General features: G+C 73.3%; 25 protein-coding genes and 1 riboswitch. Of the genes, 10 read left to right on the top strand and 15 right to left on the bottom strand.

Features of this window, described 5'->3' with window-relative positions; translation table 11 throughout:
* Positions 1 to 42: 42 nt before the first annotated feature.
* Positions 43 to 1,344, bottom strand: coding sequence for a PP2C family protein-serine/threonine phosphatase (locus CV755_RS13365; protein ID WP_109280447.1), 1,302 nt, complete (start codon positions 1,342 to 1,344; stop codon positions 43 to 45).
* Between the two features lie 353 nt (positions 1,345 to 1,697).
* On the opposite strand from CV755_RS13365, the gene CV755_RS13360 reads away from it, so the two are divergent.
* The 3 genes from CV755_RS13360 to CV755_RS13350 all read left to right on the top strand — a co-directional run bounded on the left by CV755_RS13360 (position 1,698) and on the right by CV755_RS13350 (position 3,928).
* A complete protein-coding gene (locus CV755_RS13360; protein WP_109280446.1) occupies positions 1,698 to 3,128 on the top strand; it encodes a hypothetical protein in 1,431 nt (476 codons plus the stop codon).
* A gap of 71 nt (positions 3,129 to 3,199) precedes the next feature.
* Positions 3,200 to 3,394: a DUF5302 domain-containing protein gene (locus tag CV755_RS13355; protein ID WP_109280445.1), complete on the top strand. Its 195-nt coding sequence runs from the start codon at positions 3,200 to 3,202 to the stop codon at positions 3,392 to 3,394.
* Between the two features lie 114 nt (positions 3,395 to 3,508).
* Entirely contained in the window at positions 3,509 to 3,928 is a 420-nt protein-coding gene (locus CV755_RS13350) for a hypothetical protein (RefSeq protein ID WP_153068666.1), read from the top strand.
* A gap of 70 nt (positions 3,929 to 3,998) precedes the next feature.
* On the opposite strand, the gene CV755_RS13345 is transcribed toward CV755_RS13350, so the two are convergent.
* From CV755_RS13345 to CV755_RS34660, 4 genes are all read right to left on the bottom strand, one after another.
* Positions 3,999 to 4,361, bottom strand: coding sequence for a DUF6233 domain-containing protein (locus CV755_RS13345; RefSeq protein WP_109280443.1), 363 nt, complete (start codon positions 4,359 to 4,361; stop codon positions 3,999 to 4,001).
* A gap of 286 nt (positions 4,362 to 4,647) precedes the next feature.
* Entirely contained in the window at positions 4,648 to 4,776 is a 129-nt protein-coding gene (locus CV755_RS36105; RefSeq protein ID WP_241561186.1) for a DUF6126 family protein, read from the bottom strand.
* Positions 4,773 to 5,132, bottom strand: a complete 360-nt coding sequence (locus CV755_RS13340; protein ID WP_109280442.1) for an ArsR/SmtB family transcription factor — start codon at positions 5,130 to 5,132, stop codon at positions 4,773 to 4,775. Before CV755_RS13340 ends, CV755_RS36105 begins: the two co-directional genes overlap by 4 nt.
* Positions 5,133 to 5,137: 5 nt before the next feature.
* A complete protein-coding gene (locus CV755_RS34660) occupies positions 5,138 to 5,326 on the bottom strand; it encodes a hypothetical protein (RefSeq protein ID WP_161968686.1) in 189 nt (62 codons plus the stop codon).
* 228 nt (positions 5,327 to 5,554) lie between these two features.
* Here CV755_RS34660 and CV755_RS13330 point away from each other — a divergent pair, with 228 nt between their 5' ends.
* Positions 5,555 to 7,318 (top strand): glycosyltransferase family 2 protein, encoded by a 1,764-nt coding sequence (locus CV755_RS13330; protein WP_241561185.1) that lies wholly within the window; start codon positions 5,555 to 5,557, stop codon positions 7,316 to 7,318.
* Positions 7,319 to 7,446: 128 nt separating this feature from the next.
* On the opposite strand, the gene CV755_RS13320 is transcribed toward CV755_RS13330, so the two are convergent.
* Both CV755_RS13320 and CV755_RS13315 read right to left on the bottom strand, forming a co-directional pair.
* Complete coding sequence (locus tag CV755_RS13320; RefSeq protein ID WP_153068665.1) at positions 7,447 to 8,589, bottom strand: glycoside hydrolase family 6 protein; 1,143 nt, start codon at positions 8,587 to 8,589, stop codon at positions 7,447 to 7,449.
* 126 nt (positions 8,590 to 8,715) lie between these two features.
* On the bottom strand, positions 8,716 to 9,780 hold the full coding sequence (locus CV755_RS13315) for an ATP-dependent DNA ligase (RefSeq protein WP_109280439.1): 1,065 nt from the start codon (positions 9,778 to 9,780) through the stop codon (positions 8,716 to 8,718).
* A gap of 103 nt (positions 9,781 to 9,883) precedes the next feature.
* Here CV755_RS13315 and ligD point away from each other — a divergent pair, with 103 nt between their 5' ends.
* From ligD to CV755_RS13300, 3 genes are all read left to right on the top strand, one after another.
* Positions 9,884 to 10,906: a non-homologous end-joining DNA ligase gene (ligD, locus tag CV755_RS13310; protein ID WP_109280438.1), complete on the top strand. Its 1,023-nt coding sequence runs from the start codon at positions 9,884 to 9,886 to the stop codon at positions 10,904 to 10,906.
* Between the two features lie 103 nt (positions 10,907 to 11,009).
* Positions 11,010 to 11,420: an SH3 domain-containing protein gene (locus CV755_RS13305; RefSeq protein WP_241561184.1), complete on the top strand. Its 411-nt coding sequence runs from the start codon at positions 11,010 to 11,012 to the stop codon at positions 11,418 to 11,420.
* A 148-nt stretch (positions 11,421 to 11,568) separates the two neighbouring features.
* Entirely contained in the window at positions 11,569 to 12,759 is a 1,191-nt protein-coding gene (locus CV755_RS13300) for a hypothetical protein (RefSeq protein WP_109280437.1), read from the top strand.
* A gap of 22 nt (positions 12,760 to 12,781) precedes the next feature.
* On the opposite strand, the gene CV755_RS13295 is transcribed toward CV755_RS13300, so the two are convergent.
* From CV755_RS13295 to CV755_RS13270, 6 genes are all read right to left on the bottom strand, one after another.
* Positions 12,782 to 13,771 carry a DUF6528 family protein gene (locus tag CV755_RS13295; protein ID WP_109280436.1) on the bottom strand — a complete coding sequence of 330 codons (990 nt, stop codon included), beginning with the start codon at positions 13,769 to 13,771 and terminating at the stop codon, positions 12,782 to 12,784.
* 381 nt (positions 13,772 to 14,152) lie between these two features.
* Positions 14,153 to 15,214 carry a DUF6777 domain-containing protein gene (locus CV755_RS13290; RefSeq protein WP_109280435.1) on the bottom strand — a complete coding sequence of 354 codons (1,062 nt, stop codon included), beginning with the start codon at positions 15,212 to 15,214 and terminating at the stop codon, positions 14,153 to 14,155.
* Between the two features lie 34 nt (positions 15,215 to 15,248).
* Positions 15,249 to 16,559: a serine/threonine-protein kinase gene (locus CV755_RS13285; RefSeq protein WP_241561183.1), complete on the bottom strand. Its 1,311-nt coding sequence runs from the start codon at positions 16,557 to 16,559 to the stop codon at positions 15,249 to 15,251.
* A gap of 110 nt (positions 16,560 to 16,669) precedes the next feature.
* Positions 16,670 to 17,797: an alpha/beta hydrolase gene (locus CV755_RS13280; protein WP_109280434.1), complete on the bottom strand. Its 1,128-nt coding sequence runs from the start codon at positions 17,795 to 17,797 to the stop codon at positions 16,670 to 16,672.
* A gap of 82 nt (positions 17,798 to 17,879) precedes the next feature.
* Positions 17,880 to 18,980, bottom strand: coding sequence for a glycosyltransferase (locus CV755_RS13275; RefSeq protein ID WP_109280433.1), 1,101 nt, complete (start codon positions 18,978 to 18,980; stop codon positions 17,880 to 17,882).
* Positions 18,977 to 19,744, bottom strand: a complete 768-nt coding sequence (locus CV755_RS13270; RefSeq protein ID WP_161968685.1) for a DUF2334 domain-containing protein — start codon at positions 19,742 to 19,744, stop codon at positions 18,977 to 18,979. The genes CV755_RS13275 and CV755_RS13270 overlap by 4 nt, the downstream gene beginning before the upstream one ends.
* A gap of 206 nt (positions 19,745 to 19,950) precedes the next feature.
* Here CV755_RS13270 and CV755_RS13265 point away from each other — a divergent pair, with 206 nt between their 5' ends.
* A complete protein-coding gene (locus CV755_RS13265; RefSeq protein ID WP_161968684.1) occupies positions 19,951 to 20,691 on the top strand; it encodes a 2OG-Fe dioxygenase family protein in 741 nt (246 codons plus the stop codon).
* Positions 20,692 to 20,725: 34 nt separating this feature from the next.
* On the opposite strand, the gene CV755_RS13260 is transcribed toward CV755_RS13265, so the two are convergent.
* Positions 20,726 to 21,628, bottom strand: a complete 903-nt coding sequence (locus CV755_RS13260; RefSeq protein WP_241561182.1) for a carbohydrate-binding protein — start codon at positions 21,626 to 21,628, stop codon at positions 20,726 to 20,728.
* A gap of 415 nt (positions 21,629 to 22,043) precedes the next feature.
* Positions 22,044 to 22,194, top strand: a riboswitch (cyclic di-AMP (ydaO/yuaA leader).
* A 7-nt stretch (positions 22,195 to 22,201) separates the two neighbouring features.
* On the opposite strand from CV755_RS13260, the gene CV755_RS13255 reads away from it, so the two are divergent.
* Complete coding sequence (locus tag CV755_RS13255; RefSeq protein ID WP_109280429.1) at positions 22,202 to 22,675, top strand: C40 family peptidase; 474 nt, start codon at positions 22,202 to 22,204, stop codon at positions 22,673 to 22,675.
* Positions 22,676 to 22,705: 30 nt separating this feature from the next.
* Here the strand turns inward: CV755_RS13255 and CV755_RS13250 are convergent, their stop codons facing one another.
* Positions 22,706 to 23,092: a YchJ family protein gene (locus CV755_RS13250; protein WP_109280428.1), complete on the bottom strand. Its 387-nt coding sequence runs from the start codon at positions 23,090 to 23,092 to the stop codon at positions 22,706 to 22,708.
* A gap of 188 nt (positions 23,093 to 23,280) precedes the next feature.
* Between CV755_RS13250 and CV755_RS13245 the strand changes: the two genes are divergently transcribed.
* A partial coding sequence (locus tag CV755_RS13245; RefSeq protein ID WP_422070545.1) for a hypothetical protein occupies positions 23,281 to 23,763 on the top strand: 483 nt, incomplete at its 3' end.

Genomic DNA, 23,763 nt, shown 5'->3' with positions numbered 1-23,763 from the left:
GGTCTGCGAGTCAGCCGGTCTGTGCGTCAGTTGATCCGCGAGTCAGCCGATCCTGGCGACCAGCAGCCGGGCGTCGTCCCGGCGGGGCAGGTCACCGCATTCCTCCAGCACGATCCGTACGCAGTCCTGGGCAGTGGATGCCGTGGCGAACCGTGCGGCGGGTGCCAGCAGGCGCTCGGCGGGCAGTGCCTCGGTGTGCAGCAGCAGCACATCACCGGGTCGCAGGCGCTCCTCGGCCTGTGGGTAGCCGGTGCCGCCGACCGCTCCCAGGGGCATACCGCGCTCGCCGGACAGCACCCGCCCGGTTCCGGCGCGGAACAGCAGCGGGGCGGGATGGCCCGCGCCGGCCCAGCACAGGGTGCGGGTGCGCGGTTGGTAGCGGCAGCACACCGCGCTGCCCAGGGCGGGCTGGGCGGAGGCGTCCAGCAGCTGGTTGAGCCAGCCCAGCAGGGGGCCCGGCTCGGCTCCGGTGAGGGCCATGCCGCGCACCGCGCCGAGCAGCATGGCCAGCGCGGAGGTGGTGGGCACGCCCTGCCCGGTCAGGGCGCCGACGCTCAGCAGGGTGTGTCCGTCCGGCAGCGGCAGCACATCGCACCAGTCGCCGCCGGGCAGGCCGCCGGAGGGGCCGGGGAGGTGCCGGGTGGCGATGTCCAGCCCGTCGCCCGCCGCCTCCTGCCAGGGCGGCAGCACCGCCTCGCGCAGCTCCGCCGCCAGCCGGTGCCGTTGGCGGTCCAGGGCGTCCTGGCTGATCCGGACGGCCTCCCGGCCGCGGCGCAGCTCGCTGACGTCCCGCAGGACGGCCCACATGGCGGCGGCGCAGCCGTCCGCGTCCAGCACCGCCTCGGCCCTGAGGTGAACGGTGCGTTCGGTGCCGTCGGGGCGCCGGAGGCGGAACTCGCCCTCGGCCGGCCGGCCGTCCACCAGGCAGTCGGTGACCAGCGCGGTCAGCTGCTCGCGGTCCTCCTCCAGCACCCAGGAGGGCAGTTCGTCCAGGGTGAGCGCCCCGTCGGCGGGGTCCCGTCCGAAGAGCTGGTAGACCTCCTCGGACCAGGTGACCTCGTCGGTGAGCAGGTCCCACTCGGCGCTGCCCGCCGGCCCGGTGTCCTCCGGGGCGGCGGGTCCGTCGCGGAGCCGGCCCAGCTGCCGGCCGAGGTCCTCCAGCTGGCCCGCGGCCAGCTCGCACAGCGCCCGCTCCCAGCGGGAGCGCGGGCCGCTGTCCGTGGCGGCGCGGGCCACCGCGTCGATCCCGCCGCGCAGCCGCCGGGCCTGGTGGATCAGTGCCTCCAGCGCCTCGGGTCCGGGCGGCTCGGCGGCGGGACGGTCCGCGGAGAGGGAGGACGGCATCGTGGACTCCGTTACGGGCGGGACGCGGCCGGGCTCCCGGGGAATCCGCGGGGCGGATTCGGGGGCCCGTGGGGTCGGCCGGGGGTGGTGCGGTTACGACTGTCGCACAGCCCGCGACGGCTTGTAACCGGTTTTGCAATACTCGCCACGGTCGTGCGTTGGGCATATGCCGGAACGGTGCCGGGCATATCGGGCGGGACTCGGCGGAATCTCCAACTCCGGGTAGGCTGCGGGCGCTCGGCCGCCCCGAGCCCGCTCGGTTCGCCCAGGCATAGCCCCGGTGAACACCGGCAAGAATGCCGGACGACGGAAATCCCGTTGCCAGCCGACCACCCGCACCGGATGCTGACCCCATGTTCGATCCAGACATAGCGCCCAGCGGCACCCTGCTCGGCCTCCTCCAGCGAGGCCGCGGCGACGGGACCCTGCATGCCCTAGCGGCGCCGCGGGCCGAAGCACTCGCGGCGCTCAACCGCTGTGTGCGCGCCGACCCTCGCCGCGACTGGCAGGTCGAGAACCGCTCGCTGTACTACGCGCGGCTCTACCGGGACCTCGACGGCGGGCTCGAGGAGATCGAACAGCACCTCTTCCACCCCGATGACCTGCTGGACACCGCCGAGGAGCGCACCGGCCTGGCCCTGGCCGTCCTGGGCCACCTGGCCGCCTACGGCAGGCGGGACGCCCTGCTGCTGCTGCGCCGCTACGCCGCCACCGGGACCAACTGGAGCTGGGCCCTGGACGAGCTGGCGCTACGCGACGAGGACACCGCGCTGGCCGTCCTGGGCCAGGCCGTACTGGCCCGCTTCCCGGCGGACCCCGAGGGCGACGCCGCGCTGGCCGCGGCGGTGCGGGATGCCTTTGAGCCCCGGCCCTGGCGGATCTGGGCGGACGAGCGGCAGTCACCCGCCACCGCCGCCCGGATGCGCGCCGCCTGGGAGCGGAGCAGCTTCGACCGCTGGCAGCGTCAGCTGCGCTCCACCGGGCCGCGCCCGGGCTGGAGCGTGCGCGAGGTGCTGGACTGGGCCCAGGAGGGCCTGGACCTGCACCCGGTCCAGCAGCGCCCGGTGGCCGCCGCCCGCTGTCTGACCGCCGTGGCCGGCCCCGAGGACCGGCTGGAGATCATCGAGGCGGCCGCCTTCGGCACCGCCGGAGCCCGCGCCACCGCCCTGCGCTATCTGGCCGAGCATGACGACCCGCAGGCCCTGGACCTGATCGAGACCGCCGCCGGGGACCCGGCCGAGCCGGTCGCCGAGGCCGCCGTCGCCGCCTTCGAGCGGATGCGCGGACCGGCCGCCCTGGAGCGCGCCCGGGCCTGGGTGCACCGGGGCGACGCGCTGGGCGCGGCCGCCGCCGGGATGCTCGCCTGCCGGGGCGCGGAGTACGACGCCGCGCTGGTGCTGGGCGCACTGCGCCGTACCGTGCGCACCGAGGGACCGGACGCCCCGGTGCTGTGGGACCTGGTGGACGGCGCCGGACGGCTGGCCATCCGCTGTGCCGCCCCGGTGCTGCGCCATGTCTACCGCGAGACCTCCTCCTCCCATCTGCGCGGCCGGGCCGCCCGGGCCCTGGCGGCCACCGACCCCTCCTTCCCGGCCGGCTTCGCGGTGGAATGCCTGTGGGACTGCGAGGAGTCCACCCGGGAACTGGGCGCCCACCACCATGCCGCCACCGCCGACGCCCGGGTGGTGCAGCAGCTGCGCCGGCTGGCCGCCGACCCCGCCGAGGAGGCGGAGGTGCAGACCGCGGTCCGCAGCCGCTTCGGCCCGGACGCCACGACGGTGTGACACAGGGGGTACGGGGTAGTCGCGGCTCTGTGCCAAGCTGTGGCGAAAACCGGTACGGTCGGGAGGCTTTGATGGCGGAGCGGGAACCGCGGAGCGCGGACGGGGAACAGGACGAGGTCAAGCGCAGGTTCCGGGAGGCACTGGACCGCAAGCGGGGACGGGCGGCCGGTGCCGGTGCGTCCGGGCACGGTGCGGAGGGCTCGAAGATCCACGGCACCCATGGCAAGGCCGGGGGCCAGCGCTCCTTCCGCCGCAAGAGCGGCTGACCGCGCTGGTACGCGCCCTGCTGGGCGGGTCGGGCGTGTGCCGATAATGGAGGCTCCGCGGTCACCGGCCGCGGTAGCCCGACAGAACATCAGCACAGAACACAGGGGGCGTCGATGAAGAGCCGGCACACACACGAGGGCAGGCACCGGGGGCGGATGGCCCGCCGGGTGGCCGCCGTCGTGGCCCTGCTGCTGGGAACCGCTCTGCTGGCCACGCCCGCGTCGGCCGCCGTTGCGTACTCCTCCGCCAATGTCGTGGAGCGAGCCGTGACGGTGGAGAGCGGTCTGGGCCACACCGGCCACACTTCCGGTGCCGTGAGCGGACACACCACCCGCACGGTTGGTCACCCGACGGTCGGTCAGCACCAGTACACCAGCGCTGCGCGCCATCCGGCGAAGAAAAAGAAGAAGGGTTTCTTCGCCAGGCTGGGCAAGGCCCTGCTGATCATCCTGATCATTGTGATCCTCTTCATCATCCTGGTGATCTGGCTGATCGTGCACTTTGTGCGCAAGGCGTTCCGGCGCCGTTCCTGAAGCCGGCGCTCCGTCCGAGGCCGTCGTCGCATCCGCGGCGGCGGCCTCGGCCGTCCGCCCGGTGGGCCGCTCAGGCGTAGGGGATGAGGAACCGCTCCGGCTGGCAGGCGTCGCAGGGACGTACCTCATGGCCGGCGATCCGCAGCCGGGCCTCGGCCGTGGTCAGCGTGGCCTCGCCGCCCTTGGGTACCCAGCACCCCGCGTGGTGCAGCTCCTGGAGCACTCCGCCTGACCGGCGGTGGGTGGTGACCGGCCAGACCGCGTCCTCGAAATCGGGCCGCGCGGGCCGGCGATGGGAGACATGAGTGCGTTCGGAATCGCCGTAGAGCCGTTTGAGGACCAGGGCACGCACCCAGTCGCGCGCCGAATGTCCCGCCTCCCGGGCGGCGGCCTCAATACGGACGAGTTCGTCGGGGGAGAAGAGCTGCTCCATGACGCGCGACAGTAGCAGCGCGCGGCCGCCCGCGAGTTGGGTTCCGGGCGATCACCCGGCTGTGCTGACCTGCGGGTTGACCAGAGGGTACGGTGCGCGCGGAGGGCTGTGTGCGGCGGTGTGCCGGGGGTCGCGCAGCTCCCGCCACGCGCAGGGGAGTTGGCATAGGACAACCGCGTATTCGCCCGTGCCCCGGCGCACCTGGGTGATTGCCGGTTCTTGGCATTCGGGTGTCACCTTTCCTTGTGAACCCCATTCCCCTTGTCCCAAGGGGAAGTTGGCGGGATCACCGGTGGGCGTGTGAACCCAGGTAGAACAGCAGCCAGATGAAGCCGGCGAGCAGATGCCCCAGCACGATATAGATCAGCACGCGCCAACTGATCGCCTTTTCCGCGTACTTCTCGCTGTCGCTCACTGTTCTTCTTCCGTGGGGACCGGCGCCTCGGTGGTGCCGCGCAGCTCGGTCAGCAGTTCCTCCTGGCCGGTCAGCACCTGGGCCAGGATGCGCCGGGCGGTCGCCAGCAGCTCCGCCACCTCGCCGCCCGCCAGGGAGTAGACCACGGTGGAGCCCTCCCGGGCGGCGGTCACCATGCCCGAACGCCGCAGTACGGCCAGCTGCTGGGAGAGGCTGGAGGGCTCGACGCCGATCGCGGCGAGCAGCTCGCGCACCGGCTTGGGGCCGTCCTGGAGCAGTTCCAGCACCCGGATGCGCACCGGGTGCCCGAGCATGCGGAAGAAGTCGGCCTTCGCCTGGTACAGCGGCACCCGCACTCCGATCAACTTCCGTTCCGCCCTTCCGGTCCGGCGTCGGGTTCGACGCCGTGTTCGGCCGCGACGCGCAGCGCGTCCTGGAGTTCGTCCTCCGCCAGGGCCGCCGCGAAGACGTCCCCGGCCGCCCGCGCGGCGGCGAGGTCCGAACGCGCCTGGCGCACCCGCTCCCGCATCGCCTCGGCGAACGCGCTCACCGCTGCCCCCCCGCCCGGCCAGAGGCCGATCGCACAACTGGTGAATTGAAGAACTCTGCACATTCTAGGGCCGCCGCGGGCGCCCGCTCCCTGCCGGTTGGCCATGTGGGTGACGAAGAGGGGTGTTCTTTATTGGTTGTCACATGATCGTAGGTCCCTTTTGTTAGATTTTGCACCACTAGGCGGGTGGTGCATTTCCCGTGTCCTTGTGCGGCTGGGGGTGAAGAGGTGGCGGTTTCGCCGACGGCCCATGACTACGACTACGACCGCTACAGCCGGCTGGCCGGAGAGCTCACCGAACCGCCGGAGGGGCCCTACCGGGTGCGCTATCGCCGGCTGACCGGCCGGGGCGCGGGGCGCCGGCTGGGCGCCTGTCTGCTGTCGGTGGCCGCGCCCCTGTTGTCCCTGGTGCTGGTGGTGTGGCTGATGCAGCCGGATCACTGGGTGGACCGTCCCTACGCCGCCGCCTGGGAGCATGCCGCCGACGGCCTGGTCACCCTGTCCATCGGCCTGATCGAAAGCTTCCGGCTGATCAATGTGATCTCCAACGCCCATGCCACCTGGATGGCCCGGGACCCGGTCCCGGTACGCGCCCGGCCGGGCACCCGGGTGGCCTTTGTGACCACCTATGTGCCGGGCAAGGAGCCCTTCTCCATGGTGCGGGCCACCCTGGAGGGGGCGGTCCGCATCGTGCACGACGGGGTGCTGGATGTCTGGCTGCTGGACGAGGGTGACGACGCCGAGGTCAAGCTGCTCTGTGAGCGGCTGGGCGTCAAGCACTTCACCCGCAAGGGGGTGGAACGCTGGAACCAGCCCTCGGGGCCCTTCCGGGCCCGTACCAAACACGGCAACTACAACGCCTGGCTGGACGCCCACGGTGCGGACTACGAGTTCCTGGCCTGTGTGGACACCGACCATGTGCCGCTGCCCAACTTCCTTGAGCGGATGCTGGGTTACTTCCGTGACCCGGATGTGGCCTTTGTGGTGGGCCCCCAGGTCTACGGCAACTACACCGCCGCCGTGACCAAGGCGGCCGAGAGCCAGCAGTTCCTCTTCCATGCGCTGATCCAGCGGGCCGGCAACGCCTATGGCTCACCGATGTTCGTGGGCACCAGCAACTGCGTACGCACCGCGGTGCTGCGCCAGATCGGCGGACTGTACGACTCCATCACCGAGGACATGGCCACCGGCCTGGAGATCCACCGCCGCCGCAACCCGGCCACCGGCCGCCGCTGGCGCTCGGTGTACACCCCGGACGTACTGGCGGTGGGCGAGGGGCCGTCCTCCTGGACGGACTTCTTCTCCCAGCAACTGCGCTGGTCGCGCGGGACCTATGAGGCCCTGCTGCGGCAGTTCTGGCGGGCGGTGTGGCGGCTCTCCCCCGGCTCGGCGCTCAACTACTCGCTGCTGGTGGCCTATTACCCCATGGCGGCGCTCAACTGGATGCTGGGCGGGGTGTCCTGTGTGCTCTTCCTCGGACTCGGCGCCTCCGGCATCAATGTCGAGTCCCAGGTGTGGCTGATGCTCTACTCGGACGCGGCCGCCCTCCAGATCGGGCTCTATCTCTGGAACCGGCGGCACAATGTCAGCCCGCATGAGCCGGCCGGGTCCTCCGGGGCGGCGGGCATGCTGATGTCCGCGCTGGCCGCGCCGCTGTACGCCCGGTCGCTGATGGAGGCCCTGCTGCGGCGCCGCTCCCGGTTTGTGGTGACGCCCAAGGGCGACTCGGCGAGCCCGGACCGGATGGCCACCTTCCGGACCCATCTGGTGTGGGCGGCGGCCTTCGCCCTGTCCCTGACCGCCTCCGTGCTGTTCGACCACGCCCACACCGCGATGCGGGTATGGGCGCTGCTGGCACTCGGCACGGCGCTGCTGCCGCTGGTGGTGTGGCAGGCGGGGCTGAGGTGGGAGTCGGGGGTGGCGGTACCGGTGCCGGTCACGCCGGGGGAGGAGCTGGAGCCGGCGCCGGTGGGGGAGCGCAGCGCGGTGTGAGGGGCCCCGGTAGGCGCCCAGTAAGGGGCGCGGGGCGGCTGTGTCATGCGGCTCCGCCGCGTGGGCGCGACCAGCCACAGACGGCCCGCACATGGCGCGTGACCGAGGGCGTGGGGCCGCTCACAGGATCAGTGCGCCGGGGCCGGAGCGGGAGCGGCCGGAGCCGGTGGGGCCGGGGCGGGAGCGGCCGGGTTCGCCTGGCTCGCCCGGGTTGGCGGAGCCGGTGGCGGGGCCGGGAACGGCGGGATCTCCGGTGGCTGGGTCGGCGGAGTGGTGGCCAGGCCCAGGGCGTACTCGGGCCACCACTCACCGGCCGGTGGCGCCCCCCGGCAGCTGCCGTCCGACTCCCCGGGGCGCTTGACCCAGACCAGGGCGTCCACCCGGGGGTCACCGGTGACGGTGGTCGGCGCCGCGCCCAGGGCCCGCCCCGGGGGATTGCACCATGCCTCGTCCGAGCCGCCGGCGCCCGGCTGTTGGGGCAGCGGACCATTGCCGTTGCGGCTGGTGTCGATGATGTAGTGCGCGCCGCCCAGCCGTTGGGAGAGGGCGTCGCCATAGGCCCGGGTGACCTCGGTGGTATGGAAGTTGGCCACATTGAGGGCGAAGCCATTGGCCTGCGCCACCCCGGCCCGACGCAGGGCGGAGGCCAGCGCCGCCTGGTCGGCGATCCAGCCCGCGTTGCCCGCGTCCAGATACACCGAGACGCCGGGGTGCGCCCGGAGGCTGCGTACCGCCTCGGCCAGCAGGTCCAGGCGGTCCTCGGCGGCGGGGGCCGGGACGCAGCCGGACACCCACTGCGCCACCGCGTCCGGCTCCAGCACCACCCAGGCCCGGCGGTCGCCGATGCCCTGCGCCGCGCGGGCCACCCAGGTGCGGTAGGCGGTGGCGTCCGGTGCCCCGCCGGAGGAGTACTGGCCGCAGTCGCGGTGCGGGATGTTGTACGCCACCAGCAGCGGGATACGGCCGGACCGGGCGGCGGCCCGGGTGACCTCCTCGGCCTGCTCAAAGGGGTCGTCTCCGGTGAGCCAGACGGCAGTCGGCTGGTCGGCGATCCGCCGGATGGCCTCGGCGTCCTGCTCGCGGCCGCGTTCCCGCCAGGTCAGCAGCTGCTTGGTGGCCCGGCTCAGCGGCTCCGTCCAGAACGGCGAACCGCCGCCCGGACCGGCCGCCCGGGCCGGTGCCATCGCCAGCGCGGCGAGCCCGGCGCAGGCCAGGCTCGCGCAGATCGTGCCCGTACAGATCGCTAGCAGGGCGCCACTCCTGGCCGGCATGGTTCCGTCCCTTCGCCCGGGGGTCTCGCGGTGTGCCGGGTCTGGGGTGTGATGCCACGTCAGGCCGGGATGTGCTGCACCGCGCAGGGCCGTACGGGCCCAGGTTGCTCCGGCCGGGTGGGGCGGTCAGCCGCCGCCCAGGACCTCTTTGAGGTCATAGCGGACCGGCTCCTGGAGCTGTTCATAGGTGCACTGTTCCGGCTCCCGGTCCGGCCGCCAGCGGCGGAACTGCGCTGTGTGCCGGAAGCGGTCGCCCTGCATATGGTCGTAGGCCACCTCGCAGACCCGCTCGGGGCGCAGCGGGATCCAGGACAGATCCTTCTTGCCGGTCCAGCGGCTGGGCCCGCCGGGCAGCCGGCCGGCCGCCTGGGCCTCCGGGTCGGCCCAGTCCTGCCAGGGATGCCCCTCGGCCGAGGGCATCCGCAGGGGCTCCAGTTCGGCCATCAGCTCCCGGCGCCGCGGCATGGAGAAGGCGGCGCACACCCCCACGTGCTGGAGCCGGCCCGCCCGGTCGTGCAGGCCCAGCAGCAGTGAGCCGACCACCGGGCCGGTCTTGTGCGGCCGCAGCCCGGCCACCACACAGTCCGCGGTGCGCTCGTGCTTGACCTTGGCCATCACCCGCTCGCCGGGCCGGTAGGGCAGCCCGGGCGGTTTGGCCACCACTCCGTCCAGGCCCGCCCCCTCGAAGTGCTCGAACCAGCGGCGGGCCAGGGCGAGGTCATAGGTGGCGGGGGCGGTGAACACCGGGTCGCGGGCCTTGGCCAGGGCCCGGGTGAGCTCCTCGCGGCGGGTGCGCTGCCCGGTCTCCAGCAGCGACCGGTCGCCCAGGGCCAGCAGGTCGAAGGCGACAAAGGAGGCCGGGGTCACCTCGGCCAGATGGCGGACCCGGGAGGCCGCCGGGTGGATGCGCTCCAGCAGTGCGTCGAAGTCCAGTCGCCCGCCGCGCACAATGACGATCTCGCCGTCCAGCACACAGCGTGGCGGCAGTTGTTCCGCCAGGGCCTGGACCAGTTCCGGGAAGTAGCGGGTCAGCGGCCGCCCGGAGCGGCTGCCCAGCTCCAGCTCCGGGCCGTCGCGGAAGACGATGGCCCGGAAGCCGTCCCATTTGGCCTCGTAGAGCATCCCGGGCGGAATCTCCGCCACCGGCTTGGCCAGCATCGGCGCCAGCGGCGGCATCACCGGAAGGTCCATGGTGGTGATTGTGCGGGCGCCCGCTCGCCGCCGCCCGCCGGGGGCCCGCGGCCTCCCCGTCCGCCGACGCGCGGCCGTCCCGGCCGCCGCCTAGCGTGGCCGCATGGCACAGACGCTGGAGCTGACCGTCGGTGAGCGGACGGTACGGCTGTCGAACCCGGACAAGGTCTACTTCCCCCGGCTGGGAATCACCAAGTACGACGTCGCCAGTTACTACCTGACCGTCGCCGACGGCGTTCTGCGGGCGCTGAGGGACCGGCCGACGACCCTGGAGCGCTATCCGGACGGAGTGGAGGGCGAGTCCTTCTTCCAGAAGCGCGCCCCCAAGAACCTCCCCGAGTGGATCCCCACCGGCCGGATCGCCTTCCCCAGCGGCCGCTACGCCGACGAGATCTGCCCCACCGAGCCCGCCGCCGTGCTCTGGGCCGCCAATCTGGGCTGTCTCACCTTCCACCCCTGGCCGGTCCGCCGCCTGGACACCGACCACCCGGACGAGCTGCGCATCGACCTCGACCCCCAGCCCGGCACCGGCTACCCGGAGGCGGTCCGCGCCGCGTCCGAACTGCGCGCGGTCCTCGGCGAACTGGGCCTGACCGGCTGGCCCAAGACCTCCGGGGGCCGCGGACTGCATGTCTTCATCCCCATCGTCCCCCGGTGGACCTTCGTCCAGGTACGGCGGGCCGCCATTGCCGTCGCCCGGGAACTGGAGCGGCGGATGCCGGAGGAGGTGACCACCGCCTGGTGGAAGGAGGAGCGCGGCAGCAAGGTGTTTGTGGACTACAACCAGACGGCCCGGGACCGCACCATCGCCAGCGCCTACTCGGTGCGCCCCAGGCCCCATGCCCCGGTCTCCGCGCCGCTGTTGTGGGAGGAGCTCGCCGACGCGGTGCCGGAGGACTTCGATCTGCGCACCATGCCCGCCCGGTACGCCGAGCGGGGCGATGTCCATGCGGCCATGGACGAACACCCCTGTGCGCTGGACGCCGCGCTGGAACTGGCCGCCAGGGACGAGCGGGAGCATGGGCTGGGCGATCTGCCCTATCCGCCCGAGCATCCCAAGATGAAGGGCGAGCCGAAGCGGGTCCAGCCCAGCCGGGCGCGCCGGCGGACGGAGCCCGAGGAGTGACTCTGTCGACAAATCGCCCTATTTATCCGCTGTTCGCGTTTATGCGGAGTTTGCCAGTGGAACCTGGGCAATGCTTTATCCACTTAGAACCAGGGAGTTCCTCATGTTCCGGACACTCGCGCAGCGCGTCGGAAAGGTGCCCGCCACCCTGATCGCGGTCGCCGCCCTCGGCGGTTCCCTGCTGGCCTCCGGGCCGGCCGGCGCGGCCCCGGCGCCGCCGGGAGCCCGGCTGCCGTACGGCACGGTCATCGCCCTCCAGGGCGTCAACGAGCGCGCCTACCCCAGCCTGGACTCCTCCTCGCGCGGGATCCTCAAGTACCGCACCCAGGTCGGCCTGCGGTGCAAGGTGCACGCCCAGGAGGTCGGCCGCAACGGCATCTGGTACCTGCTGCGCGACCGCGACACCTGGGTCGCCGCCAAGTGGGTGGGCAACACCGGCGAGGTCCCGCGCTGCCGGGGCGTCAACCGCAGCGCCGCCGACCAGAGCGCGGAATCCCGCAACGCCATGGGGTGATCCCGCCCGTACCCGGGCAAGGGCCCCGTCCCGGACGGCCGGGACGGGGCCCGAGTGCTGTGCCCGGACCGGGGGATCGGCGGTCTGGACTCCGTTACCGGCGCCTACAGTTGCTTCGTACGTCACGGACGCCGGAAGGAAGAACGCGTTGGACCACCCGACCCATGGTTGTGTTCTGCTGCTGGACGGCACCCCTGACCGGCGGCGGGGCACCCTGCCCAATCCGACCGCGCACGCCATCGCCGGCGCCGGTCCGCGTACCCTGCTCGCCGCCGACGAGGTGGATGTGGTGCAACTGCCCGCCATGGCCGGGCCGCAGAGCGTCCTGGCCTATCTGCGGGACGCCGCCACGGTGCCCGGCCCGCTGCTGGTCTGGGTCACCGGACAGCTGATGGTCCCCTCCCGGCGCGGCGGACAACTGCACCTGGCGCTGCGGGAGTCCACGCCCGCCACCGTCCGCCACAACGGGCTGCCCTGGGAGTGGCTGCTCGGCGCCATGGCCGCGCACTCCGGTCCGACGCTGCTGCTGGCGGACCTGGAGGCGGACGCCGCCGCCTGGCCTTATGTGGCCGCCGCCGCCCAGGACGGGCGGCTGGCCGGCGGGCTGGCGCTGTGCGGGGTGGTCGCCCCCCGCCCCGACCGCCCGCCGGTCGAGGCCGGCCCCTACACCCGGGCCTTCCTCACCGCGCTCAGCGTCGGCCACCCCACCGCCGGGCCGGTGCTGGACCCGGCGCTGCTGCACCATCTCGCCCTGGGCCAGGCCACGTTGCCGGACGGGCTGCTGGCCCTGCAGTACGGCACCACGGGACCGGTGCTGGCCAACCCCGCCCATGCCCCGGCCGCCCCCGCCGCCGCGGCGCCAACTCCCGCGCCGCGCAGGGAGGATGCCATCCCGCCGGGCGCCGCCCCGGCGCCGCAGGAGGATCCGCTGCCGCGCATCCTGGCCGCCGCCAACGCCGGCCGGCACAACGAGGCGGCGGCCATGGCGGCCGCCTGGGAGCAGCAGGTGCTGCGGAGGTACGGGCCGCAGAGCCCGGAGGCCGGGCTGTGGGTGGAGGTACGCGCCGATCTGGCCCGGCTGGCCGGTGACCATCCGCGCGCCGCCGAACTGTGGATGTCCGCCGCGGCCGCCCGGCTGGCCCGGGGCGGGCCCACCGACACCGAGGCGGTGGCCGCGCTCAAGCGGGCCCACTACTGCTGGCAGCACAGCGGGGAGCGGGCCCGGCCGCTGGCCGGGGCGCTGCTGGCGCTGTGGGAGCAGGTGCCGGACAGCGTTCAGGCGGCGGCGGACGTCCGGGCCCGGCTGGCGGCGGGGGCGCCGCACCCGGTGGTGCGCTGAACCCTGGCCCACGGTGGGACGCTCACTTGCGGCCCGTCGTCCACCACCGGGCCTTGTACATGGCGCCGTGCAGCAGGGTCCGTCGGCCGTCCGGCTGGTACAGCGTCAGGCTGGAGGTGCACCAGGCGCAGGAGTGCCCCGGTTCCGGGCGGGCGACCAGGATCTGGCCGGTGGCCGGGTCGTCCCCGATGCTCTTGACGTCCGGGGCGCTGATGCGCGACTGCAGCGGATAGGTGACGAACTTCCGCTGCCTGGTGGCGTACTGGTACACCGCCGAGGCGGTGGTCACCCACAGCCGCCCCGGGGACTTGGCCACCGCGGCCAGGTCATGGCCCTGCCGGGTGGGCAGGGCGGTGCGGTGCACCACGGTCAGGCCGGGATCGTCGGAGGGGCCGTCCACCCGCAGGGCGATCAGCTCCCGGCTGCCCAGCGCCCACAGCAGCCGGGTGTCCGGATCCCAGTGCACCCCGTGCGCCCCCGGCAGGGAGACCTGGATGTGCTCGGTGGCCCGGGGGCCCAGGGAGGCGGCGTACAGCCGTACATAGCCGCCGGTGCTGGCGGCCACCGCCACATTGCCGTCCGGCAGCAGCTCGATGCTATGGGCGTTTCCGCTGCCGGTGTCGGCCGCCCAGTACACCGAGCGGCCCGGGTAGCCGATCACCGCGGCCAGCCCGCCGGAGGCGGTGGCCAGCAGATAGCGGTGCCCGCCCAGTTCACGGAGCTTGGCCTCGCTGGGGTTGGTCCAGGAGGTGTCGGGATCGAGGTCGGCGAGTTCCTCCCGGCCGTCCGCGCTCCAGGACCACAGCACTCCGCCGTCTCCGCCGTCGGCGTCCCAGCGCGCCTGGTCGCCGCGCAGTACATACACCGAGCGGCCGGCCTGGTCGGCGGTCACGATCGGCGAGGAACGCGCCAGCCAGGCGCGGGCGGGAAGCTGCGGACCGGCCGCCGAGGCGGGCGCGCTGAGCACCAGCGCCAGGGCGGCACCCAGCGCGGCGGACCACGGGCCTGTCATCTCGCGGTCCGGCAGGGCAGCTCGGGGTGTACCACGGGGGGCTCCTTCGCCGTCGGGGCGCGGTCTGCGCCGGGACAGCATCGGGCAGCCGGCCGGGTCCCCCGGTGGCGCCACGCACGGCACTCAGCCGGACGGAGTCGCCGGGCGCGGCGGGGGACGGTCCGGAGCGCATCACGGATGACGGCGCCCGCGAAGTCGCCCGCGGCATCCGGTGCTTGTGGGAGAAGGCGAGCTGGGCCCCGTAGAGGCGCCCCTCAGGGCGCCCCTCGGGGGCGCGGGGAACTGCGCGACCGGCCACACGCAACCCGCACCCGAAATCGCGCCAAGCATCCCCCGCACGTGCAGGCCGTCCGGGGCTGGTCGCGCAGTTCCCCGCGCCCCTTAGGGGGCGCCCCGCGTCGGCGCGGCCGCACGGCTGGACATCCCGTCCAACGGCGGCTTCGCCGGGCCGGGTTCGCTCGGCACCGGCAGCACCTTTCGCGTCGGCGCGGGCGGTTCCGTGGGGCGCATGGCACCGCTGGACGTCCCGTGCGACGGCCGCACCTCCGGCGAACCCGGTGCGGCCTGCCGCGGGGAGGCCGAAGTCTCCGGCGCCCTCCTCGACGGCCCGGCGGATGGACCGGGCGAACCCGGCGAGCGCGCGCCCTGCGATGCCCCGCTCGGCGTATGCGAGGGCGAACCAGGCGAAGCCGAGCCCACCGGCGGCGTCCAAGAGAACGGCTTGGAGTCACGGGTGCCGTCATTGCCCACCGCCCGGTCGAAGGCCCGGCTCCGCTCAAAGGGGTCCACCAGCGGAATGCTGCTCAGCGGCCCCTTCTCGGCGGGCCGGGGCCGGATCACGGTGACCGCCGCCCCCTGGAAGCCCGCCCAGCGCGCCCCCTGGTACGAGGGCTTCGCCGGCGTGTCCGGCGAGCCCAGCGGGTTGCCGCAATTGCATTTGACCGCGGGGCGGCCATAGGGGTCCACCAGTACCGCCACTCCGGCCTGGAGCACCGAGAGATAGGCGTAAGTCCGGCCGCTCCCCTCGTAGTTGTGGTTCTTCACCAGGGTGTCATGGAGCAGCACCACCGGGGTCAGGCCCCTTACATAGGGCCCGATGGCCCCGGCGTCCACACCCCGGATACCGGCCCATGCCTTCGCCTTGACGGGGTCGGCCGTGAGCTGCCCGATCAACTGGTCCTTGTCGCACTGGCTGCTGCGCCGGGTTCCGCCGAAGGCGCCGCGTGCGTCCCCCGATGTCTCGCCGCCCCCGCCCAGGGAGGCGACGCCCCGCAGATCGCTGTGCGGGGAGGGGACAAAGGGCCCGTCGCCCACCACCCCCACTCCCTCCAGGGCGACCTTGGTCTCCTTGGCCGGCCCGGACGATGCCGAGCAGCCCGCCGCCAGGGTGACTCCGGCCAGGACTCCGGCCGTCAGCAGTGTCAGTGAGGGTGTCCGGCGCATTCCCTGTTCCCCCGTCCATGTGTGCAGTCGTGGTTCACCCCGGGCCGCAGGTGGTCACCCACCCCCCGCCGCAGGTGGCCGAAGAGCCCGGATAGCCGGGCGGTGTTTCCGTAGGGGACGGCGCCGGCGGCGAGGGTGAGCGGCTGGGCGCGGCCGAGGGGGCGGAGGAACCGCCCGGGTGGCCGGTGCCATGGCTCGCCGGCGGCGTCCCCCGGTCCTGGCTGAGCACCACGGCGGTGATGCCCCCGCCGAGCAGCAGCAGCGCCAACAGCGGTGCGAGCCAGGGGAGTTTGCGGCGGCGCACCGGCGCGGCCACCGGTCGGCGCACCGGCTCGGGCACCGGCGCCGGGACCGGATGGGTGGGCGGCCCGTACGCCATGGCGGGAGGGACGGCCGCGGGCGGAGGGGCGGCCGTTGGCGGTGTGGGGGGCCCGTAGGGGAGCGGGCCGGGGGAGGGGACGGTCGGGGTGGGGGCGACATCGGCCGCCGCCCGGCCCGGCCCGGGAGGCTGCCGGCCCGCCGCCACCGCGTCCAGCAGCCGCTGTGCCTCCTGCGAACCCATCCGTTGCTGCGGGTCCTTGTGCAACAGGCCCAGCAGCAGCGGGGTCAGCGGCCCGGCCCGCCGGGGCGGCGGGGCCACGTCCTGGACCACGGCCTGCAGGGTGCTCAGCGCCGAGGAGCGGCGGAAGGGCGAGACCCCTTCCACCGCCGCGTACAGGGTCGCCCCCAGCGACCACAGATCGGAGGGGGTGCCGGGATACCGTCCCAAGGCCCGTTCGGGAGCCAGGTAGTCGGGCGAGCCGATGAGATCCCCGGTGCGGGTGAAGGTGCCCGCCCCCTCGACCTGGGCGATGCCGAAGTCGGTGAGGATCACCCGCCCACCGGACTCCAGCAGGACATTCGCCGGTTTGACATCACGGTGCAGCACCCCGGCCGCGTGGGCGCTGCGCAGCGCCTGGAGCACCGCGGAGCCGATCCGGGCGGTCTCCTGGGGGCTCAGCGCCCCCTCCTGGGCCAGGACGTCGGCGAGCGAACGCCCCCGCACCAGCTCCATCACTATCCATGGCCGCCCCTCCTGCTCCACCACATCGTGGACGGTGATCACACAGGGATGGCTGACCCGGGCCGCCGCCCGGGCCTCCTGCATCAGCCTGGCGTAGAGCACCCGGACATCCGCCTCGCCCAGCTGCTCCGGCGCCCGGACCTCCTTTGCCGCCACCTCGCGCCCCAGGAGTTCGTCGAAGGCCCGCCAGACCACCCCCATGCCCCCGCTGCCCAGTGGCGCGATCAGCCGGTAGCGCCCGGCCAGCAGCGGCCGGTGCCGCTCCGTGCTCATGGTGTCCATGCCGTACGCCCCTTCCCCCTGCGCACGCACGAACCGTACGCATTCGGGCCACACCGGCTGAGACGAGACTGCCCACGATCCCGTTCCCGCAGTCGGCGGCCGGGGGGCGCTCAGTGCCCGGCCGAGAGCTCCTTGTCGAGCCAGCGCAGAACCAGGGGGTATTCCTCGCGCCAGGTCTGGAAGTTGTGACTGCCCTGGTCACGCACCAGGGTGGTGACCCGGGTCGGGGCCTTGACCTGGTGGACGAAGTCCATGGTGGGCCGGTAGTTGCGCTGGTACTCCTTGCCGGACTTGCTGGTGGACACCAGCAGGGAGACCGGCGGCGGGGGCAGATGGGCCAGCCGCCAGGTGAGGTCGGCCTCCTTCTTGAGCTTGGCGTTGCCGGCGTAGAGGTCACCGGTGTCCTTGTCCTGGCGGGCGAAATAGTCGGCGGACAGCCCGGCCCCGGCGCCATAGCGGGCCGGGTTGGTCATGGCCAGCTTCAACGCGCAGTAGCCACCGGTGGAGTTGCCCACCGCGCCCCAGGCGCCCCGGCCGTTGTCGGCGCGGTAGACGTCGTTGACGGCGATCGGCAGATCCTGGCTGAAGAAGGTCAGCGCCTGTGGACCGCCGGGCACATCGGTGCAGTTGGTGTCCCGGTCGGCCACCACCGAGGGGCGCACCATCAGCACGATGGTGGGTCTGGTCCGTTTGGCCATGACCTCGGCCGAGGCCGCCTGGGGGACCTTGATCTGGGTGATGAGGTTCTCGGAGAGGCCGGGCTGCCCGGTGATCGCCACAATGACCGGGAAGCGGTCCTTCTCATGGCCCTTCTGGAAGTACTGCGGCGGCAGATAGGCGAAGCCGTCCATGCCCAGCCCGGTGACCGGCCCCCGGATCTCGATCCGGTCCACCTGCCCCGCCTTGTCCCGGGCGCCCTTGAGACCGATGGACTCCTGTCCCTTGACCACCAGTGCCGGTGGCCGTTTGCCGCCGTCGGGGCCCGGCTTGAGCACCTGCCGGGTGGAGGCGCGGCCCAGCAGCTCGTCCCAGGTGGAATAGAAACCGAAGTCGTTATTGGCCTTGACCAGCAATGCGCCCAGCACACTGAGTTGCAGCAGCACCAGAAGTCCCAGCCGTGCGGCCAGGGCCAGTAGACCTTGCCGGGCCACCCGTGGCCATAGCCACAGCACCAGGGCGCAGACCACCACGGCGGCAACCACCAGAAACCAGAAAAGGGTTGGGGAAGTCAGTCCCACTCGTCACTCCTGTTCTACCGATCTCATATCCGGAGAGGGCAGAGAGATGGGGCGGGTTGCTCCTTTGGCCCGTGTTCTCACGCTATGCGGACGGCGGTTGGCCCGAGTGCACCGCCAGCATCCGGGAGACCGTGGCCGGCCAGGGGAACTCCTCGGCACGGCGGCGGGCGGCGGTGCGCCGCTGCCGTTCGGGGCGGGCCAGCACCATGGCCACGCCGTCGGCCAGCGCGGCGGGGGAGGCGGGTACGGCCACTCCCGCGCCGGGGGCCAGCAGTTCCCGGGCCGCGCCCCGGTCGGCGGTGACCACCGGGGTGCCGCAGGCCAGCGCCTCCAGGGCCGAGAGGCCGAAGCTCTCCACCGGGCAGGGCGCCAGGGCCACATCGGCCGCCGCGGTGATGGCGGCCACCGTACGGCGGTCGGCGAGGTGGCCGAGGAAGCGCACGGGCAGCCCGGCGGCCCCGCGCTCCAGCCGGCGGCGCTGTGGACCGTCCCCCAGGATGTGCAGCCGCGCCTCGACGCCCCGACGCAGCAGTTCGCGCAGCGTCTCCACGGCCAGCCAGGGGGACTTCTCGGCGGACAGCCGCCCGCAGTGGACCAGCCGTACGGCGCCGGAGGGGATCCGGGCCCCGGGCCGTGGGGCGAACAGCGAGAGGTCCACGCCCAGCGGCACCCGGTGCACCCGCTCCGCGGGCACCCGGTCGAACTCCGCGCGGGCGAAGGCCGAGGTGACCACCACCGCGTCAAAGGCCGCGGCCAGCCGGCGGTTCCAGGCGCCGGCCGCGGTGCCCAGCGGGAGCCGGGCGGGCAGCCGGGGAGCGAGGATGGCGTCCAGCCGCTCATGCGAGAACAGCACGGACCGCACCCCGCGCTGCCGGGCCCAGTGCGCGGTGTGCACCAGGGTGAGCTTGTCGGAGACCTCCAGGGAGTCCGGGGCCAGCCGGTCCAGCAGCCGGCGCACGGCGGTCCGGGAGAGCAGCAGCCGGTAGCCGCCGCCCGCCCGCACCCCCGGCAGGGTCAGCCGCAGCCCGTTCTCCCGGTCCCACACCCGGGCGTGGCCGGGGCCCGGCACCACCAGGACGCGCTGGTGCCCGGCCGCCGTATAGCCCCGGCCGAGCGCGTCCAGGGTGGTGCGCAGCCCGCCGGAGGCCGGGGCGTAGAAGTTGGCCAGCTGAACGATCCTCATCGGCGGCCCCCGGCCTCCGCCCGCCGGGCGCGCACCAGCTCCGCGTAGGTGTACGGCCGGGCGCCCGCCTCCAGCGCGGTGTCCACGGCCCGCAGCGCGCACTCGCGCAGCCCCGGCCGGGCCAGGTCATCGGGGTGCAGGGCGATCCGGAACGGGGTGCCGCGGGCCGACCAGCGGCGCACCGCCGCGGTCAGCAGCCGGGCCCCGGCGCGCTCGCCCAGCCCGCCGGGCCGGTGGGAGAGGGCCGGCATCCGGTGGGCGGTGGCGGTGCGCAGGTCGAGTACGGCCAGGTGGCTGGTGGTGTACTCCAGGCCCAGCGCCCGCAGAGCGGCCAGGGTGCCCCGGGAGGCCAGCCAGCCGGGCGGGGTGAAACCGCAGGGGGCCAGGCCCATTGAGCCCAGGGTGGTCAGCCCGCGCTCCAGCCGGGTACGGGCGGAGCGCTCGTCCAGGGCGCAGAACTCGGCGCAGCCGCGGGCCAGTACCGCGTTGAGCAGGCGTCGGGCCGGTGGTCCGCCGGGCACCGCCTGGTGGGTCCAGCCGTGCAGGGCCGTCTCATGGCCGCGCCGGGCGGCCTCCCGGACCCAGCCCGCCAGGGCCGGATCACCGGCCGGACCGGGGCCGCGCCAGGGCCCCGGCACCAGCAGCAGGGTGGCGGGCACCGCACGGGCGTCGAGTTCGCCCACCCAGTGCCGGCTCTGCTCCAGGCTCCAGGAGGCCACATCATGGACGGAGACCACAAAGGCACTGCCGCTGCCGTGGCGCACGGGCACCCTCCCTTGGCGAGCCCTTCCCCAGCCTGTGCCGACCCTACCCCGAGGGTTCCGGCCTCCCATGCCGCCTGTGACGGGCGAGACAAATGAGCTTCAGGTTGCGTGAGTTGGCAAACAAGGCGTATCAACCCGGCGGTCTGCGTAGGCTCGACGGCCGGGCGGCAGCCCAACTCAAGGCCCCGCCGGACAAGGAGACCATGATGCAACCCTTATCACTGGACAAGCCCGCCGCAAGGACCCAGGACCCGGCCCGGCCGGCGTTCGCCCACCTCGACGCCGCGCTGCTGACCGCCGCGCTGGCCCGGCTGCCCACCGCCGAGGTGGCGGAGTTCACCGGCTCCTGGGACCGGCTGCCCGCCGATGCCCATCTGGACACCGCGCGCCCCTACCGGTTCCGCCGCTACAGCGGGTTCCGGATCCGGCCCGGCCGGCTGGAACTCCTGCCGCACCGGCCCTTCTTCCAGGACCGTGACATCAACCGGGTGTACGGCGGGGTGGACCGCCTGTTCGCCCCGCTGGAGGAGAGGACGGCCGGCGGCGCGGTGCTGCACACCGTGGTCCATACGCTTCTGGGGAGGCTGCCCGGGCCCCGGTCCGGCATCGACACCTGCGGGGTGCACCAGATACGGGTGGTGGCCACCACGGACGCCGAGGGGCATCCGGCGCCCGAGGGCGTCCACCAGGACGGGCACAGCTATGTGGCCCAGGTGCTGATCGGCCGGCAGGACGTGCGGGGGGCCGAGTCCACCCTCTACGACCTGCGCCGCAGCCCGCTGCACCGGGCGCTGCTGACCGAGCCCTGGGAGACCATTGTGCTGGACGACCGGCGGGTGCTGCACGGGGTCACCCCGGTCCGGCCGGCCCCCGGGGCGCACACCGGGGTGCGCGACATGATGCTGATCGACTTCTTCCCGGGCGGGGAGGGCGAGGAGGGGGAGTAGCGGGCGGGGGTGCCCTGGCGGCACCCCCGGGGAGTCACTGCCGGACGGTCCAGTGATCGTCCGCGCCGGCCTGGAGGAACCTCAACTCCGGGCAGAGGAAGGCATTCCCGTCCGGATTGGTCTCGGTCCACGGCGAATCGGCGGGACCGGCGGGCTGCCAGCCGCCGTGGTGACGCAGCTGGATGGCGCTGCTGTCGAAGACGGTGCCGCGCGCCTCGGTGCAGTAATAGCCCTCGCCGGTGGCCGGGTTGACGCTGGAGTAGATCTCGAACATGTCCCAGCCGTGGTCCAGTCCGCTCTGGTCACTGCCGGACTGCCGGAAGAGCAGGTCCCAGCCGGCGGTGCGGTAGTTGTAGAGGTAGGAGGACCAGGTGTTGGCCGAGGCGTCGTCCCTTACCAACTGCACGGTGTAGGCGGGGTGTCCGCCCGTCCGGGTGGTGTATGTCGCCAGGAACGCGGAGTCGATGGGCACCGTCCTGGCCGGGCCGCCGGGTGAACCGCACCAGTCCCAGGCCCATATCTCATCGCCGCTGTTCCAGTAGGCGGTGACCACCTCCATACAGGAGTTCTGCGCCTTGGTGGTGGGTGCGTAGGTGAAGTCGTCGGCGGTGCTCACCCGGTAGGAGGGGTCCACGGTGTGGGTGGCCATCAGGCCGTCATGGGTGCCGGGCTGGGGGAAGACGCCCCACCAGTTGTGGGTGACGTCGGCGTCGGGGCGTTGCCGGTGCCGGGCCCGGCGTCCGTCCGCGAAAGTGCGTACCGCCCGGTCGCGGGCGGGGGAGTGCGCGGGGGTACGGGCGAGGGTGACCACTCCCCGGTGCGGGGCGCGTGGGTCGGGGGTGGCGGAGGTGTGGTGCTGGGCGGCGGCCGCGGGGACGCCGAGCGCGGCGAGCACCGGCAGCAACAGGGCGAGCAGGATGGGCCGATGTCTGTTCATCCGACTCCTCCGGACGGGAGTTAGCGGTGGGGGTTGGTCCGGACCAGTATTCGCAATGTCCATGACATGCCCTCACCGGTCAAGGGCCGAGCGTCCCCGTCAGGGGTGCGGGGAGCTGCGCGACCAGCCATCGACGGCCCGCAACCTGACACTCAACCTGCCTGCCCAAGGCGCCCGTTGGCCGGATGTTCACCAGGCCACAGGTCAGCCGCACCCGCCCCTCGGCGGCCCCGGAAACCCACCCCGCACCGCCCCGGAAAACCCCTTCCGCCGGACGTGAAGAACCTCACAGACAGCCAGTTCCGCTCTGAATTCCGCCCGTTGATGGTGCAGGATCGTCCACCGAACAACAGCACCCGTCACCGAGGCGGGTCGATCCGGGCGGACGCCGAGTCCTGCCGCCGCCCCGGATACGGAATCGAGTTCGCGGATCGGCAGGAGCGGGAGACCCAGGCAAGACGAACCACGAAGTCGGTGGTTCTAGGGGTGAAGCCACACAGTGGCCGGGCAACTTCGCCAGTCCGAACCCGACAGGTCATCTTTCGCAGGCGGATGACGAAGGGTTGCTTCGGCATGTCTGCGTTGCCTCGAATACCCAAGCTGGTCTCCCGGGCCTCCACCGCGTCGGCCCTCACCGCCGCCACGGTCGCGGCATCGGTCCTCCTGCCGGGAATGGCCGGCGACGCCCAGGCCGCCACCCCCGCCGCCAAGGCGCTGAAGGTGGCCGCCTCCAAGAAGGGCTCGCCCTACCAGTGGGGCGCCACCGGCCCGTACCGCTTCGACTGCTCGGGCCTGACCCTCTACGCCTACAAGAAGGCCGGCAAGCGGCTGCCCCGGGTGGCCGCCGATCAGTACAACGCCACCCGGCATCTGTCGGCGGGCTCGCGCAAGCCCGGTGACCTGGTGTTCTTCCACTCCGGCAGCTACGTCTACCACGTGGGCATCTACGCCGGCGGAGGCCGGATCTGGCATGCCCCGCGCACCGGAAAGACGGTCAGCCTGGAGAAGATCTGGACCAACAGCGTCTGGTACGGCCGGGTCAGGTAACTCCTCGGGCCGTGCCCGGGCAGCCCCCGTTCAGGCCGCGTCCAGATAGACCCAGTGCCCGTCCTCCCGGACGAACCGGCTGAGCTCATGCTGGGCGCCGTCCTGGCCATGGGCGCGGTAATGGGCCCGGAACTCGACGGTGCCCTCGTTGTGGAAGGGGGTGCCGTCGCCGGCCGACAGCACCTCCAGGCCGGTCCAGCGGACACCGGGGTCGAAGTCGATGGCCGGCGGGCGGGTGCCGGAGTGCCAGGTACGCAGCAGATAGCCGGCGTCGCGCAGGACAAAGGCGCTGTAACGCGAGCGCATCAGGCGTTCGGCGGTGGCGGCGTGCTGCTGCCCCCGGTGCAGGGGGCCACAGCACTCGCCATAGGCGGCGGCGCGGCCGCAGGGGCAGGGGGCGGAATCTTCGGGAATCACCTGATGATTGTGCCCGCTGCTCCGGCCGTGCTCCCGAGTTGCCGCTTTCATCCCGTTCCGTAGCATTGGGCGGTGAACGGGTGGATGGCGCGGAACGCCCATCCGGCCCCGGCGTGGAGCGCCCCGCGCTCCCGCCGCCGGCCGCAGCTCAAAGCAGCGCCACCCGTTCCCCCGACTCCCCTGGGGGCGTGGTGCGACGGACACGTATCGCGGCGGGCCCGCTGGACTGGTCCCTGGTGAGCGGCTGGATACCGGTCACCATCGTGGTGCTCGGACTGGCCGCGCTGGCCGCCCTGCTGTTCTCCCGGCGGCGCACCTGGTACACCCGCTGGGCCCCGGCCGCCGTGCTGATGGCGGCCCTGCTCACCTGGCTGGCCCGCACCGCCGTGGACGACTGGATCCAGCCCTTCCCCGATCCGCTGCCCCTCGCGGTGGTGTTCTGGACCGGGGTGGCCCTGCTGGGCTTGTCCCTGATGCTCTTCCGTATCCCGCTGCTGCGTCCCCGGCACTGGCTTCCAGCCGTGCTCGCCGGGCTGCTGGTGGTGCTGCTGGGCGCCTCCCAGATCAACCGGTACTTCGACCAGTACCCCACCGCGCGAGCGGCCCTCAACACCTGGCTGCTGAAGACCACCCGGCTGACCGAGGCCACCGGAACCGCCGAGCCGGTGCTC

Source organism: Streptomyces orinoci, from assembly GCF_003121295.1.
GTDB lineage: Bacteria > Actinomycetota > Actinomycetes > Streptomycetales > Streptomycetaceae > Streptomyces > Streptomyces orinoci.
The sequence above is the reverse complement of the archived record's forward strand: the minus strand, read 5'-3'. Positions and strand labels throughout refer to the sequence as shown.

Coding starts and splice junctions, on each gene's coding strand:
- CV755_RS13350 (WP_153068666.1), top strand. CDS start 3,509: ATGAAGAGCCGGCACACACACGAGGGCAGGCACCGGGGGCGGATGGCC.
- ligD (WP_109280438.1), top strand. CDS start 9,884: ATGGCACAGACGCTGGAGCTGACCGTCGGTGAGCGGACGGTACGGCTG.
- CV755_RS13265 (WP_161968684.1), top strand. CDS start 19,951: ATGCAACCCTTATCACTGGACAAGCCCGCCGCAAGGACCCAGGACCCG.
- CV755_RS13345 (WP_109280443.1), bottom strand. CDS start 4,361: ATGGAGCAGCTCTTCTCCCCCGACGAACTCGTCCGTATTGAGGCCGCC.
- CV755_RS13305 (WP_241561184.1), top strand. CDS start 11,010: ATGTTCCGGACACTCGCGCAGCGCGTCGGAAAGGTGCCCGCCACCCTG.
- CV755_RS13285 (WP_241561183.1), bottom strand. CDS start 16,559: ATGGACACCATGAGCACGGAGCGGCACCGGCCGCTGCTGGCCGGGCGC.
- CV755_RS13365 (WP_109280447.1), bottom strand. CDS start 1,344: ATGCCGTCCTCCCTCTCCGCGGACCGTCCCGCCGCCGAGCCGCCCGGA.
- CV755_RS13315 (WP_109280439.1), bottom strand. CDS start 9,780: ATGGACCTTCCGGTGATGCCGCCGCTGGCGCCGATGCTGGCCAAGCCG.
- CV755_RS13295 (WP_109280436.1), bottom strand. CDS start 13,771: ATGACAGGCCCGTGGTCCGCCGCGCTGGGTGCCGCCCTGGCGCTGGTG.
- CV755_RS13290 (WP_109280435.1), bottom strand. CDS start 15,214: ATGCGCCGGACACCCTCACTGACACTGCTGACGGCCGGAGTCCTGGCC.
- CV755_RS13355 (WP_109280445.1), top strand. CDS start 3,200: ATGGCGGAGCGGGAACCGCGGAGCGCGGACGGGGAACAGGACGAGGTC.
- CV755_RS13320 (WP_153068665.1), bottom strand. CDS start 8,589: ATGCCGGCCAGGAGTGGCGCCCTGCTAGCGATCTGTACGGGCACGATC.
- CV755_RS13360 (WP_109280446.1), top strand. CDS start 1,698: ATGTTCGATCCAGACATAGCGCCCAGCGGCACCCTGCTCGGCCTCCTC.
- CV755_RS13275 (WP_109280433.1), bottom strand. CDS start 18,980: ATGAGGATCGTTCAGCTGGCCAACTTCTACGCCCCGGCCTCCGGCGGG.
- CV755_RS13255 (WP_109280429.1), top strand. CDS start 22,202: ATGTCTGCGTTGCCTCGAATACCCAAGCTGGTCTCCCGGGCCTCCACC.
- CV755_RS13260 (WP_241561182.1), bottom strand. CDS start 21,628: ATGAACAGACATCGGCCCATCCTGCTCGCCCTGTTGCTGCCGGTGCTC.